This window comes from Streptomyces albiflavescens, from assembly GCF_014645835.1.
GTDB lineage: Bacteria > Actinomycetota > Actinomycetes > Streptomycetales > Streptomycetaceae > Streptomyces > Streptomyces albiflavescens.
In genome coordinates this window covers 179,295-193,036 of sequence record NZ_BMMM01000018.1, presented here as the reverse complement: position 1 = coordinate 193,036, position 13,742 = coordinate 179,295, and the positions used below count along the sequence as shown (strand labels likewise).

8 protein-coding genes and 2 pseudogenes are annotated in these 13,742 nt (G+C 70.0%); 3 read left to right on the top strand and 7 right to left on the bottom strand.

Features of this window, described 5'->3' with window-relative positions; genetic code table 11:
* Window positions 1-207: 207 nt before the first annotated feature.
* Both IEY95_RS51110 and IEY95_RS49605 read left to right on the top strand, forming a co-directional pair.
* A pseudogene (locus tag IEY95_RS51110) lies at window positions 208-1,006 on the top strand (winged helix-turn-helix domain-containing protein); the annotation flags it as partial.
* Window positions 1,007-1,284: 278 nt separating this feature from the next.
* Window positions 1,285-1,524 (top strand): annotated as a pseudogene (locus IEY95_RS49605) (IS110 family transposase); the annotation flags it as partial.
* Window positions 1,525-1,979: 455 nt separating this feature from the next.
* Here the strand turns inward: IEY95_RS49605 and IEY95_RS38130 are convergent.
* From IEY95_RS38130 to IEY95_RS38120, 3 genes are read right to left on the bottom strand one after another with little or no spacing between them, the layout of a single operon-like run.
* Window positions 1,980-3,362 carry an acyltransferase family protein gene (locus IEY95_RS38130; RefSeq protein ID WP_189190788.1) on the bottom strand — a complete coding sequence of 461 codons (1,383 nt, stop codon included), beginning with the start codon at window positions 3,360-3,362 and terminating at the stop codon, window positions 1,980-1,982.
* Window positions 3,363-5,708 (bottom strand): bifunctional polysaccharide deacetylase/glycosyltransferase family 2 protein, encoded by a 2,346-nt coding sequence (locus tag IEY95_RS38125; RefSeq protein WP_189190787.1) that lies wholly within the window; start codon window positions 5,706-5,708, stop codon window positions 3,363-3,365.
* A 19-nt stretch (window positions 5,709-5,727) separates the two neighbouring features.
* On the bottom strand, window positions 5,728-6,165 hold the full coding sequence (locus IEY95_RS38120) for a hypothetical protein (protein WP_189190786.1): 438 nt from the start codon (window positions 6,163-6,165) through the stop codon (window positions 5,728-5,730).
* Between the two features lie 307 nt (window positions 6,166-6,472).
* On the opposite strand from IEY95_RS38120, the gene IEY95_RS38115 reads away from it, so the two are divergent.
* Window positions 6,473-7,504 carry a chitinase gene (locus tag IEY95_RS38115; protein ID WP_189190785.1) on the top strand — a complete coding sequence of 344 codons (1,032 nt, stop codon included), beginning with the start codon at window positions 6,473-6,475 and terminating at the stop codon, window positions 7,502-7,504.
* 8 nt (window positions 7,505-7,512) lie between these two features.
* Here the strand turns inward: IEY95_RS38115 and IEY95_RS38110 are convergent, their stop codons facing one another.
* The 4 genes from IEY95_RS38110 to IEY95_RS38095 all read right to left on the bottom strand — a co-directional run bounded on the left by IEY95_RS38110 (window position 7,513) and on the right by IEY95_RS38095 (window position 13,709).
* On the bottom strand, window positions 7,513-8,154 hold the full coding sequence (locus IEY95_RS38110) for a hypothetical protein (protein WP_189190784.1): 642 nt from the start codon (window positions 8,152-8,154) through the stop codon (window positions 7,513-7,515).
* 172 nt (window positions 8,155-8,326) lie between these two features.
* Window positions 8,327-9,526 (bottom strand): cyclic dehypoxanthinyl futalosine synthase, encoded by a 1,200-nt coding sequence (mqnC, locus tag IEY95_RS38105; protein ID WP_189190783.1) that lies wholly within the window; start codon window positions 9,524-9,526, stop codon window positions 8,327-8,329.
* Between the two features lie 148 nt (window positions 9,527-9,674).
* Complete coding sequence (locus IEY95_RS38100; RefSeq protein WP_189190782.1) at window positions 9,675-10,514, bottom strand: prepilin peptidase; 840 nt, start codon at window positions 10,512-10,514, stop codon at window positions 9,675-9,677.
* Window positions 10,515-10,712: 198 nt separating this feature from the next.
* On the bottom strand, window positions 10,713-13,709 hold the full coding sequence (locus IEY95_RS38095; RefSeq protein WP_189190781.1) for a BTAD domain-containing putative transcriptional regulator: 2,997 nt from the start codon (window positions 13,707-13,709) through the stop codon (window positions 10,713-10,715).
* Window positions 13,710-13,742 lie beyond the last annotated feature (33 nt).

Sequence of the window (13,742 nt, the reverse complement as noted above, 5' to 3'; positions counted from 1 at the left end):
TTCCCCTTTCACGGATTGCCTCAATTGGGGCACTAGTCAGCTTGACCTTCACCCATATGGGTGGCACGCCACGTTGCGCCATTCGGGTGACATTGCTGGCGGGTGCGGGGTCGGTGACGCGACCCGTCAGACAGGCCCTAGGAGATCCTTAACGGTGCGGGTTACGTCGGGTCGTGACGGCTCCCGTGGGATGCGCTATGCCGGGAAGTGAGGTATCCCGATGGCGGTGAGCTGACGGCCGAGGAGCGGGCTCGGCGTGAGCGGGTCCGGTTGGCGGCCGCTGATCTGATCGAGGCCGGGGCCAGTGACCGGGAGGTGGCCCGGCGGTCAGGGTGACCCGGATGTCGGCGAACCGGTGGCGGCGTGCGTTGGCTTCGGGCGGTCGGCAGGCTTTGGCCTCCAAGGGTCCCGGCGGGGCCCGCTGCAAGCTGGACACGGGACAACTCCGGGTGCTGGAGGCGGTGCTGGACGCCGGTCCTGCCGCCTCCGGCTGGAGTGACCAGTGCTGGACGCTGGCCCGGATCGCCGAGATCGTGCGCCGCCGGTTCGGCGTCGAGTACACCCTGGCCGGGATGGACCTGCTGCTGCACCGCATCGGCCGGAGCGTGCAGGTCCCCTCCCGCAAGGCCACCGAGCGCAACGAGGCGAAGATCGCCGCCTGGAAGGATGAGCAGTGGCCCGTCATAAAAAGAGGGTGGCGGACCTGGGCGCCTGGCTCTGCTTCGAGGACGACGCCGGCCAGGGCCTGAGGCCGCCCAAAGGCCGCACCTGGGGCCACCGGGGCCACACACCGGTCGTGCGGGTCACCGCCCAGGGCACCAAACGCGTCTCCATGGCGGCGCTGATCTGCACCAAGCCCGGCCGGCGGCCCCGGCTGATCTACCGCATCCACCTCGACCGCGGCCCTGCCAAGGGCCGCCGCAAGGGCTTCACCGGGACCGACTACGCCCGCCTGCCGGATGCCGCCCACCAGCAGCTCGGCGGCCCGGTCGTCCTGGTCTGGGACTGTGACAATGGTGGGGTTCCGCACGGGACGTGGCCTGACCCGGTCTGTGACTGACGTTGGTGTCTCGAAGATTGATCTGTCGGCCCCGGCCCGTGCGGTACTTGCTGCCGCCGATCCGGCAGGCGTGTCCCGATAGGGGCCTCGCGACAGGCACCTTCACAGTCCTGACCGCCCGTCCGGGCCAGCGGTGGCCATCAGCTCCCGTCCTGGTCGAGGGAACCCACATGACCATGCTCAGCATGCCGCACACGGCCGACACCCCGCAGCCATCTCCCGCGATGTCCGTCGTCGCGGGAGTAGACACCCACAAGGACATCCACGTCGCCGCTGTGGTCAACCTCCTGGGGGCGCTGCTCGGCACGGTGTCCTTCCCGGCGACCGAGGCCGGGTACGGCGCATTACTGGCCTGGGCCCGCACGTTCGGCCCGGTCGCCCGGATCGGGGTCGAAGGCACGGGGTCATACGGCGCTGGTCTGTCACGCCACCTCGTGGGTGAAGGCATCGAGGTGGTCGATGTGGGTCAGCTCGACTGGCACAGTTCGACACGTTGGGATCGTCTGGCACGCAGATTGCAACCATCAGGTGAAGATCAAACTGGACGAGTGGGACCGGCCTGAGTAATCGCTCTCTGGGCCGCGCGGGGCCGCTCGGCAGCGACCGATGGCGACAACCAGTGGTCACAGAGTCCTGACCTGTGTAAACGCACCGGACACCTCTAGAGGGACAGTGTCCGGTGTGTCCGGTCCAGAGGGCTGCAACACTCATGGATGGGTGTTGCAGCCCTCTCGACATGCTGCTCTCGCGTTGGGCGCTAGACGTGCCCGGAACGGCCCCTTCCGGAAAATACGCGGCGACGTTGGATGCCACAGGGGCCAGGCAGACAGGAAACTTGCAGGTCAGATCCCCAACGTGTCGTGATCGTCCGCGTCTCTCTCCGGCGCCCGGACCGTACGCCGGTCTTCATGCGGACGTCTTACGGCAGCAGCTTCGGCTTCTTCTTCGCGGCCAGGTCCTCGACCCATCCGACGAGCGGGATCGCGACCCAGATCAGCACCCAGCCGATGCCGAACATGAACCACTGGCTCTCCAGCGGCAGCCACTTCTCGAAGGCGGGCACCTTCCAGAACTGGTCGATCAGCGGGACCGCGAGCACCAGCGCGATCTCGTGCCAGAGGTAGATCGTCACCGCCCGCCCGTTGAAGATCGTCACGATCCGGTCGAGCCGCTTGAAGCGGGCGAGCCAGGCGAAGTCGACGTCGTAGTACGCCTTGAAGTACATCAGCAGCGTCACGAAGCCGGCCGACCAGAAGGTCTGGGCGATCGGTATCTCGTCCAGGTCGTAGGTGCCGAACTCCGCCTGGTGCCCGAAGGCGTACCAGCCGCCGTACGCCAGCAGGGCCCCCGACACCAGGATCACCAGGGCCGGCTTCAGCCGCTGGAGCACGCCCTCGCGGTGCGCGAAGCCGACCAGCCAGCAGAACAGGAAGGTGGCGAGGTCCGTGAGACCGCTGCCGAAGCGGTTGTACGGCGGCTGCCAGCCGTACTGGAAGACCACGATCGGGACGAGGGAGAGGAGCAGGACCGGAATCGGGGCCTTGCGGAAGACCTTCAGGAGCAGCGGGGACAGCAGGACGAACCAGAGGTACGTCCGCAGGTACCAGAGGATCTCCCAGGCCTGGACGCCCCACTGGTTGCCCGGCGGATCGCCGACCGGCACGATCCAGAAGACGATCTGCCAGCCCGGCATCCAGTCGTGGATCAGCATGGCCAGCACGACGAAGAATCCCCAGAACCAGAAGGGCGGCAGCAGTCGCCGCATCCGGCTCCTGACCACCTTGAGCGCGGGGCGCTCCAGGGACTTGGCCATCAGCGAGCCGGCGAGCGCGAACATCACGCCCATGGAGGGGAAGACCAGGCCGGCCCAGGCCCAGCCGAAGGTGTGGTAGGCCACGACGCGGACCAGTGCGATGGCGCGCAGGGCGTCGAAGTAGCGGTCGCGGCCGGCCGGCTTCGCCTTCGGCGCGGGCTCCTCCGGAGGGGAGACCGGCTGCTCCCCGGTGTCAGGGGCGGACTCCGGTTCCAAGGCACCCGGAGGCTCCGGCTCCACCATCGGCAAGGGCGCCGTGTCGCTCGCGTACCCCTGCCCGTAGTCGGCGTATGTCTGCTGCCCGTGCTGGAGGTGTCCCTGGGCGTATCCCTGGGCGTACGGCTGGGCGTACGGCTGGGCGTACGGCTGGGCGTACGGCTGGGGTTGCTGCCCGTAGCCGTACGGGTCGGGCTGTTGCCCGTGCGCATAGCCGTAGCCCTGTTGCCCCTGCTGCCCCTGCTGCCCCGGTTGTTCCGAACCCCAGCTCATCTAGCTCACTCCTGCCGGAGTCCCGACCTCACCCGTGCGCTTGAGCTTCTGCCAGCGGAGGCGACCGCCGGTCAGGGCCGTGACGCAGGAGTGGATCAGAACCAGGTACATCATCTGGCGGTACGCGAGTTGCTGCAGCGGCAGCATCGCGAGGTATCGGTACTTCTCCCGGTCGAGTCGGAACGCGTAGGCCGCGCAGACGAGTTGGACGGCGAGGACGGCCAGCCAGGCGAGCAGTGCCGCCTTGAAGTCCACGAAGATCATCGAGTAGACGGTGAACACGTCGATGAGCGGCGCGAAGACCGGCGTGACGATCTGGAAGAGCACGACCAGGGGCATGCCCACGCGGCCGAAGCGGCCCGAAGGACCCGTGTCCGTCAGGGACTTGCGGTGCTTCCAGAGCGCCTGCATCGTGCCGTAGGACCAGCGGTAGCGCTGCGACCACAGCTGCTTGAGCGAACCGGGCGCCTCCGTCCAGGCCTTGGCGTGCTCCTGGTAGACGACCCGCCGGCCGGCGCGGTGCATGGCGATGGTGATGTCCGTGTCCTCGGCGAGCGTGTCCTCGCTCATGCCGCCGACCTCCAGCACCGCGTCCCGGCGGAACGCGCCGATCGCGCCCGGAATGGTGGGCATGCAGCGCAGCAGGTCGTACATGCGGCGGTCGAGGTTGAAGCCCATCACGTACTCGATGTGCTGCCAGGCGCCGATCATGGTGTTGCGGTTGCCGACCTTGGCGTTGCCCGCGACCGCGCCGATCTCCGGGTCCGCGAAGGGCTGAACGAGCTGGTGCACGGCGTCGGGCTCGAAGACGGTGTCGCCGTCCATCATCACGACGATGTCGTAACTCGCGTTGCGCACACCGTTGTTGAGCGCGGCGGGCTTGCCCGCGTTCTCCTGCCGGATGACGCGGACATTCGGCATACCGAGCGACTCGGCGATCTCGGACGTGTTGTCCTCGGAACCGTCGTCGACGACGACGATCTCGATCGGATGGGTGCTCTTCGCCAGCGACTTCAGGGTGTTGGCGATGCACTCCTTCTCGTTGTACGCGGGCACGATCACGGTCACCGGCCGGGTGACCGTCGGCCCCCAGCTGAACTTCCCGCCCCTGCCGCGCTTTCTGTTGCGCTGTCTGTAGTGGCGTCGGGCGAGGATCAGCATCATTCCGAACCGGCCCATCACGGCGACGCCCACGACGATGAGGAAGTAGGACAGCGCCGGTACGACCCACTCCGCGACCGCGACCGCCCAGATGAGGGCCTTGCCCTCGTAGAGGGTGGCGCCGGTGGCCTTGCTGTGGGCGGCCTGCTCGACGCGGAGCGCGCCGGCCGCGCCCGTACCCTGCCCCTGCTGGGGCCGACCGGTCGGCTGCGCACCGCCAGACTGCTGTCCGGAACCGGCGGCCTGCCCGCTGGACTGTCCGGCGGCACCCGGCTGCTGGACGTTCTGCTGCCGGTTCTGGTTGTTGACCTTGGCCATCGCGCCGCTGACCGTGGTGAAGGTGTAGCCCTTCGCCTTCATCTTCTTGATGTACGTGCCGAGCGCCTTGACCGTCTCCGAGCGGTCACCGCCCGCGTCGTGCATGAGGACGATGGCGCCCTTGTTCTTCTTCGGCGTCGCCCACTGGACGATCTTCGAGACGCCGGGCTTCTTCCAGTCGTCGCTGTCGGTGTCGACGAAGACGCTGGTGTAGCCCAGGTTGCCGATCTGCTGGTAGACCGGCCAGCTGTAGTTGTCGACGGCGTTGATCTCCGACGAGTACGGGGCGCGGAACAGCGTGGTCTGGATCCCCGCGGCGCCCGCGAGCGCGAGCTGCGTCTGCTTGAGCTCGCGCTGGAGCCGCGCGGTGCTCTGGTAGGAGAGGTCGACGTGCGTGAAGGTGTGGATGCCGACCTCGTTGCCCTGGTCCACCAGGTCCTTCACCACGCTCGGGTAGCGCGAGACCATCGAGCCGACCAGGAAGAAGGTGCCCTCGACGTCGTTGTCCTCTAGGACCTTGAGGACCTGGGGTGTCCAGGTCGCCGTCGGCCCGTCGTCGAAGGTGAGCACGATGGTCTTGTTCGGCACGGACTCGGTCTTCGCGGTGCCGTTGTCGAACGTCAGGAGGGGGCCGCCGTCAAGGATCTTCTGGGGGACCTTGTCGTAGGCCGCGCCGTCGCGTACGCGCGAGTCGTTGCCGATCTCGGAACGCAGGTAGCCGTCGAGCAGCATCACGCTGACGAGCGCCAGCAGGAGCAGCAGGGCGAGGATGACGCGCGGTTTCTGCAGCGCCGCGGCCTTGCCGGCCGCCCGCTCCATCGTGGAGGGGGCGCGCCGACGGCCGCGCGAGGGCGTGGTCGAAGTCATGAGGGTGGGTGCGTCCCGGTCAGTTGGTGCCGGTGGAGGCAGACGCCGCGGCAGTGGTCGTGGGGGCGGAGGAGGGCGCGGCCCCGGTGGGGACGCCCGACGGCGCGGTGCCGGTGGGACGGCCGGTCGGGGCGATGCCGGTGGGACGGCCGGTCGGGGCGATGCCGCCCTGCGGCTGCAGGTTGCCCCCGCCCCCGGGAGCGGAGCCGGCCTGGCCGCCGCCGAAGGGGAACAGTGAGGACGGCGTCAGCGAGGTGCCCCAGCCCATGAAGGCCATACCGAGCACGACCGCGTAGCCGAGACAGACGACGCCGACGAGCATGCCGATTCTGCGCAGCAGGCGGGCCCGGCGCCCGGAGTTGTCAACGAACACGGGACCGTCCACGGACCCGTTGCCGCGTTTGCGGCGGCGGCCGCGCACTTGGGCGCGGTTTTCGATGGCTGACTCGGATTGCATTCCCCGGACATTAGGCAGCCTTTATGTGGCCAATTCTCTGGTTCTCATGTGAGAGAACCATGAGAGTGGGCCCAACCTGTCCATTCCCCAAGAGAATCCAAGAACATCTGCGCAGCTCAGACCAGGTAGATGTGACCCTTATGCCCCATTGTTGCGCCCGATTCACCCGATTCACACCCCTTTTCCTGTGTCCTTCCCATGCGCTTCCTGTATTCATGAATCAGCACCGGATGTGCCACCTTTGAAATCCGGAATCGCACTTTGTTTCCGTCCTGAGACAGAAATCACGAGAGCGGGTGCATACGCAATGAGGAGTTTCCTGAAGCCGGCCGCCGGGCTCGTCTACCTGGTGGCTCTGGCCTGTGCGGGGTGCTCCTCGGGCGGTGACGAGGCATCGGACGCGGCACCCGCGCAGACCCCGCGGACCAGTGCGGCGCCCTCGGAGAGTGAGTCCTCGTCCACCACCTCGTACGCCCCGTATGTGAGCGCCACCACCGCGTCCGACACCGACTCCACCGGCTCGCCGACGACGTACAACCTGGCCTTCGTGATCTCCGACGGCAGCGACTGCACGCCGAAGTGGAACGGGACGTACGCCATCGGCAACTCGGCCGTGCAGACCCGGATCTCGGCGCTCAAGGAGTCCGGCGCGAGCGTGCGCGTCTCCTTCGGCGGCGCGTCCGGCAAGGAGCTGGCCGAGGTCTGCGACAGCGCGACCGCGCTCGCGGCGGCGTACGGTGCGGCGCTGGACGCCGCCGGCTCGACCCAGGCGGACTTCGACATCGAGGGCGACGCGCTGACCGACTCCGACTCGGTCGCGCTGCGTTCCAAGGCGATCGCGCTGCTCCAGAAGGAGCGCACCGACCTGAAGGTCTCCTTCACACTGCCGGTGATGCCGTCCGGCCTCGACGACGACAGCCTGGCGCTCCTGGAGTCCGCCAACGACAACGCCGTGAAGGTCTCGACCGTCAACATCATGACGATGAACTACGGCAGTTCGTACACCGGCGACATGGGCGACTACGCCGAGACGTCCGCCAAGGCGGCCCACGGTCAACTGCGGGACGTCTTCGGGCTGTCGAGCGCGGGCGCCTGGCAGGGGCTCGCCCTCACCTCGATGATCGGCGAACAGGACGTCTCGGGCGAGACGTTCACCCTCGCGGACGCGGCGCAGGTGCGGGCGTTCGCGGAGGAGAAGGGGGTGGCCTGGGTGTCGATGTGGTCGACGTTCCGGGACCAGCAGTGCGCGGACGACCACTCCGCGTCCGACAATGCGGCGACCAACTGCAGTGGGGTGACGCAGAGTTCGGGGGCGTTCGCGGAAGCTTTGGCGGGCTGAGCGGACGGCTACCGACGCCGGTACACCAGTCGTCCGGCGAGGACCGTCGCCACACAGGTCGCGGCTCCGCGTTCCGCGAGCGCGGCCTCGTCCGGCACGTCGAACACGGCGAACGTCGCGTCCATGCCCTCCAGTGGGAGCGGCATCAGGGTGACCTCCGCCAGGGTCCGCCCCGCGAGCGGATCGAGCGACGGTGTGCCCTCGGGCGGCTCGAACCGCTGCTCCTCGGTCAGCCCCGCGCGGGCCACGGCATCCGCCACCGCGGTCCGCCGCAGGGCGCCCGCGACGGCGACCGTGCCGTGTGCCAGCATCCGCTGCACACCTCGCCGCGCGCTCGCGCCCCATCGGGCGTCGGTCATCGCGAGCGCGGCGAGTGCGCCGCCCGTGACCGGTTCCGTGCCCAGCTCGTCCGCCTCACGCGGGTCCGGGTGGTAGGCCTGCTCCAGCAGTTCGGGCCCGTACGGGTTGCACAGCCCCGGGGCCAGCAGCCCGGGCCATCGCCTGACCCGAGCCGTCGGACAGGCCGCCGCCAGCTCCTCGTACGGTCCGAGAGCCGCCAGCTCACGCCCCCGCACGAGCACCGCCCCGCCGAGGACGGACGGCCGCGAGTCCCCCGTGATCACGAGGTCGGCGGCGTGAATCGTCAGCACGGCGACGCTAGTGCCGCGGCAGGCAACGTTTGCCCGTCAAGGAGCGGCGTCCGGTGCGTGCTCTCGGCGTGCCGGGTGCAAGCCCTCGTACTGGATGTACTTGGGCTTGTGCCCGGTGCGGCGAGAGTGCGTGCCGGGCGTCGCGACGGGGCGAACGTTGCCTGTCGCGGCACTAGTTGGACGCCAGCAGCTTCAGCTCGGGGTGAGCCGTGCCGCCCTCGATCGCGGTCGAGGAGATGTGGGACATGACCCGCTCGTCGACCGGGTCGTTCGCCGGGTCGTCGTGGACGACGATGTGCTCGTACGTCGTCGTCCGCTGGGCGGGCACGCGACCGGCCTTGCGGATCAGGTCGATGATCTCCATGCGGTTGGAGCGGTGCTTGGCGCCGGCCGAGGAGACGACGTTCTCCTCCAGCATGATCGAGCCGAGGTCGTCCGCCCCGTAGTGCAGGGAGAGCTGGCCGACCTCCTTGCCGGTGGTGAGCCAGGAGCCCTGGATGTGGGCGATGTTGTCCATGAACAGCCGCGCGATGGCGATCATCCGCAGGTACTCGAAGAGCGTGGCCTGCGTCCGGCCCTTCAGGTGGTTGTTCTCCGGCTGGTAGGTGTACGGGATGAAGGCGCGGAAGCCGCCCGTCCGGTCCTGTACGTCACGGATCATCCGCAGGTGCTCGATGCGCTCGGCGTTGGTCTCGCCGGTGCCCATGAGCATGGTGGACGTGGACTCCACGCCCAGCCGGTGCGCGGCCTCCATGATCTCCAGCCAGCGCTCGCCGCTCTCCTTCAGCGGGGCGATCGCCTTGCGCGGCCGCTCGGGGAGCAGCTCCGCGCCCGCGCCGGCGAAGGAGTCGAGACCGGCCGCGTGAATCCGCTGGATGGCCTCCTCCACGCTCACCTTGGAGATCCGGGCCATGTGCTCGACCTCGGAGGCACCGAGGGAGTGAATGACCAGCTGGGGGAAGGCTTCCTTGATCGCGGCGAAGTGCTTCTCGTAGTACTCGACGCCGTAGTCCGGGTGGTGACCGCCCTGGAACATGATCTGCGTACCGCCGAGCTCGACGGTCTCGGCACACCGCCGCAGGATGTCGTCGAGGTCGCGCGTCCAGCCCTTGTCCGTGTCCTTGGGGGCCGCGTAGAAGGCGCAGAACTTGCACGCCGTGACGCACACGTTCGTGTAGTTGATGTTGCGCTCGATGATGTACGTGGCGATGTGCTCGGTACCGGCGTACCTGCGGCGGCGTACGGCGTCGGCGGCGGCGCCCAGCGCGTGCAGCGGGGCGTCGCGGTAGAGGACGAGCGCCTCATCCGGGGTGATCCGCCCACCCTCGGCGGCACGGTCGAGGACGGACTGAAGGTCGGCCTTCTCGGTCACCGGGGCGTCCCTTTCGTAAGGGTTGTGGACAGACCGAACCAGCCTACGCCAGCGGCTTCGGCGCCCGACGTCGGGCCTGGTGGGGGTCCGCCGGTCAGGCAGACCTGGCGGGGTCCGCCGATCAGGCAGACCTGGCGGGGTCCGCCGATCAGGCGGCGTACGCCCCGATCAGAAGCCCGACGTACGCCCCCGCGATCAGGAACGGCCCGAACGGGATCGACGTCTTCCGCCCGGCGCGCCGCACCATAACGAGCCCCATCCCGTACAGCCCGCCGAACAGGAACCCGGCGAAGGTCCCCAGGAACACCACGCTCCACCCGTACCAGCCGAGCAGGGCCCCGAGCCCCAGCGCGAGCTTCACATCCCCGAACCCCATGCCGTTCGGATTGACGAGGAAGAGGACGAAGTACCCGCCCCCGAGCGCGAGCGCCCCGAACAGCGCCGTCAGCCACTCCCCCGCGTGCTCGGGCACGACCGCGACCACCCCGAGCAGCGCGAGCGCGGCGCCCGCGAGCGGCAGGGTGAGCACATCCGGCAGCCGCTGCACCCCGAAGTCCACGACGGCGAGCAGCACACCGAGCGGCGCGAGCACCAGCCAGACCGCCAGCTCCGGCCGCGTACCGGTGGCCAGGGCGAGCCCGGCGCAGACGAACGCGGTGGCGAGGGAGAGGAAGAGGGCACGGGGTCCGTACGAGGCGGGCGCGCGACCGGCGGCCACCTGTCCCGCGTCGCCGCGCACGGCCTCCGCCGTACGAGTTGTGGGCGACGCGGGCGACGCAGAAACGGAGCCGGCACACCGGCCGCACCGGGCAAGCCCGAGCCAGCCGCCCGCGACCCCAACGATCGCGTGCCCCTCGGGACACCGGTCCCGCCACGCCTCATCCGGCTGGACGGAAAACCGGTACGCGGCTCGTGGCACCAGCGACCCCGCCGCCGCGCCCCACAGGGCGGCACCACCGGTCAACCAGACATCGAGATCCACGCGCACACCCTACGTAGCCCATTCGAGCCCTGTCGCCACCGTTGTCGCTACCGCTGTGGGCAGTCGTTCCGCAGGGCGATGGGGGTCCCCCGCTCGAGCGAAGCCGAGAGTGGGGGAGGGTGGGCACAGCCTGGAGCGCCGGGCGCCGGGCGCCGGGCGCCGGGCGCCGGAACAAAAGAGGTCCAGCCCCAGGGCCGGGGCACGTCACCCGACAGCGGCCACGCCACTCCGCCACGTGGGCAACAGTTCATCCAGCAGCGCCTCCGTCCGCGGAGGCAACCCGCGTGCCCCGCTCCGGGCGACGAGGTCGGCGGCGAGCCGCTTGAGCCGGTCGTTGTCACCGGTGGCGTGGGTCGCGCGCAGCAGCTCGTTCCAGAGCCGCTCGTCGGCGGGCGCGGAGTTCCGGGAGGCGTTCAGCGCCTCGATGGCCTTCTCCGCCCGGTCCTTCTCCAGATGGAACGCGGAGAGCGCGAGCCCGATGTCCGCGACGAGCAGCGGAAGCTGGGCGTCGATGATCTCGTGCGTGAGCCACCCGTACCGCCCCTGCGGACGATCGGCCAGCAGCGGTCCGCGCACGAGCACGAGCGCGTCCGTGAGCAACCGCCCGCGCACCGCACGGCTGTTGACACCCTTGCCCTGCGTCGCCTCGTGGTAGAGCGAGCGCAGCACATCCAGGTCGGACACGACCGACTTGGCGAGCGTGAGCCGCCCGGCCTCGTCGGTGCCGAGGCGGGGTGTGCCGTCGGGGTCGTTGCCGAGCCAGCCGCGCAGCCGCTCGACGAGCGCGTCGCGTACGTCTTCGGTGACACCGCGCGGCCACAGCGCGGAGGACAGCACTCGCGGGTGCACACCCTCACGGTGCAGCAGCAGCAACGCCAGCGCCTCGTGCAGCAGCGGGCTGCGCTCGCCGTCGGGCGTCTCCAGACCGATGATCTCGTACGGGCCCACGAGGCGCGCGTACACCGCCGGACGCCCCTGCTCGCTGATGTCGACGAGGAAGGGCGGCGCGGCAGCGTTGGTGTTCTCCCGCTCGGGATCCGCCTCGACGAACAGCTCGACGACCGCCCGCTGCTGCGCCACCGGCAGCAACTGCGCGTCGAGTTCGAGCCCGAGCAGCGGCGCGAGCAGCTTGCCCTGGCTGGTGATCTCCATCTCCCAGGCGGCGCCCGGCAGATCTCCGCTCTCGGTGCCGACGAGGTAGCCGATGCCCAACCGGCCGGCGTCGGAGGCGAGTTCGGCGAGCTTGACGGCGTCGTCGGCGGACGGCTCGGCGGCGAGCAGGACGAGGTGCGGGGCCCAACGGGTGTGCTGGGCGGGTCCGGTGCGGCCGGTGAGCACGGAGTCGTGTCCGGCCGCCCCCAGCGCACCGCGCCGCTGCCGCGTCTCCGCCTCCATGGTCTCCACCAGCGCCTCGACGTCGTCTAGGTGGCGCAGCCGGTTGGGCGCGAGGGGCGTCAGGTCCTCGCCGAAGCCGACGAGCGTGATCGTCATGCGGTCCGACCACCCATTGGTGGCCAACTCGGCGGCGACGGACGCGAAGACGCCCGCGCGGTCGCCCACACTGCCGCTGAGCGACACGATGCCGGGGACGGCCTCGAGGTTGAGGAGCAGCCGGGAGTCGTCCATGGTGCCCAGGCTGACCAGCCCGGGGTACGGCGCGGCGGTGTCGACGTCCTCGTACCGCTCGGCGTCCGTCCGCGCCAGCATCCAGAACGTCTGGTCCTGACCGAGCTGCCACGGCGTGGGCGGCTTCCCGGCCGGCTGGGCGAGCTGCAGATGCAGATCGCCGTTGCCGCTGAGCCAGGCCGCGTAGACGGTCGGCAGCGGGCGCGACTCGGCGGCGAGCGCCGCCGCGAGTCCGCGCAGCGACAGGTCGAGCAGGCGTACGCCCTCGGGGTCGGCGCCCACGAGCAGCGCGTCCTGGGCGTCCGCGGCGGACCCGGTCGGGACCGGCGGCTCCATGCCGCGCCGCCCGCCGACCGCACCGAGCGCGGACTGCCACAGCGCCTGGCGGCGCCGGCGGCCGAGAGCGCCGAGGAGACCGGCGGCGAGGAGGGGCGCGCCGACGAGGGCTTCGGGAAGCCCGAAGGAGGAACCGTCGGCCTCGGCGCCGGAAGTGGCGTGCTCCTGCTGCTGGTTACCGCTGCCGGTGTCGCTGCCGCCGCCCTCGTCACTGCTGGGCCGCTGCTGGGGCACATGGATGTGCGCGGTGTCGCGGTCGCCGCCCTGTTGAGTTCCGCTGCCGCCCTGCTGGCTGCCCCCGCCCTGCTGGTGGTCCCCGGTCTTGGCGTAGTCGTGGATCTGCTGCTGGACCTGCTCGGAGACCTTGGGCGCCGCATCGGGCATCTCGACGAGTTCGCCGCCGTGGGCGTCGCCGGGCATTTCGAGGATCCAGCCGGGCCGGATCAGGCTGGCCTCGGAGAGCTTGGACCCGTCGGGCTGCGTACGGTCCTTGTTGAGCTGGTAGATCTCCTTGTACCGGCGCCCGTCGCCGAGATGCCGCTGGGCGATCTCCCAGAGCGAGTCGTGGTGGCGTCCCTCGGGCGGCTGGATCCGGTAGTACTTGGTGTCGCCTTGCTTGGCCGTACTGCCGCTGTCGGCATGCGAGGCCGCGTGGGCGGCCTGCTCGGCGATCGCGGCGGCCGTGTCGGCGGCGGCCTGCTCCTGCTGCTGCCCGAACAGCCCGCCCGGGGTCTGCTGCGCCGCGGCGACGGTCCCCTTCTGGTTCCCCTCGATGCTGTGCCCGAGCTGCGACAGTCCCGGCGTGAGGCTGGCCGCGGTGGCGCCGACGAGCAGCAGCGCGGCGACGAGCTGCCGCGCCAGCAACTGGCTGGGCCCCGCGCCCGGTACGTGCCCCGGCATCCCCACGCCGGACAGCGCGGCCTTCACCTCGACAAGCACACAGGCCGTGAACTGCGCCCAGGCGAGCCAGACGACCACGGTCAGCACGTGAATGAACGTGCCGACGGTGATCTCCTGCTGCAACCAGTCGAGCGACGGCACCCCGTGCGGCAACGGCCACCCGATCTTGACGGCGAGCGCCCCCGGCACCCCGACGACGAGCACGACGAGCGCCACGAAGGCCAGGAAGGCCTTCAGAAAGTCCCCGAACGTCCGACGACGCCGGGGCAGGGGCTGCGGCGTCCGATTCCTCGGACCCGGCGAGCTGCCCGTCGAGCTGGAAGTGGTGCGTCGCGCCATGGCGGGTGTCCTGGGGTCGTGTGTGGAGGGAGT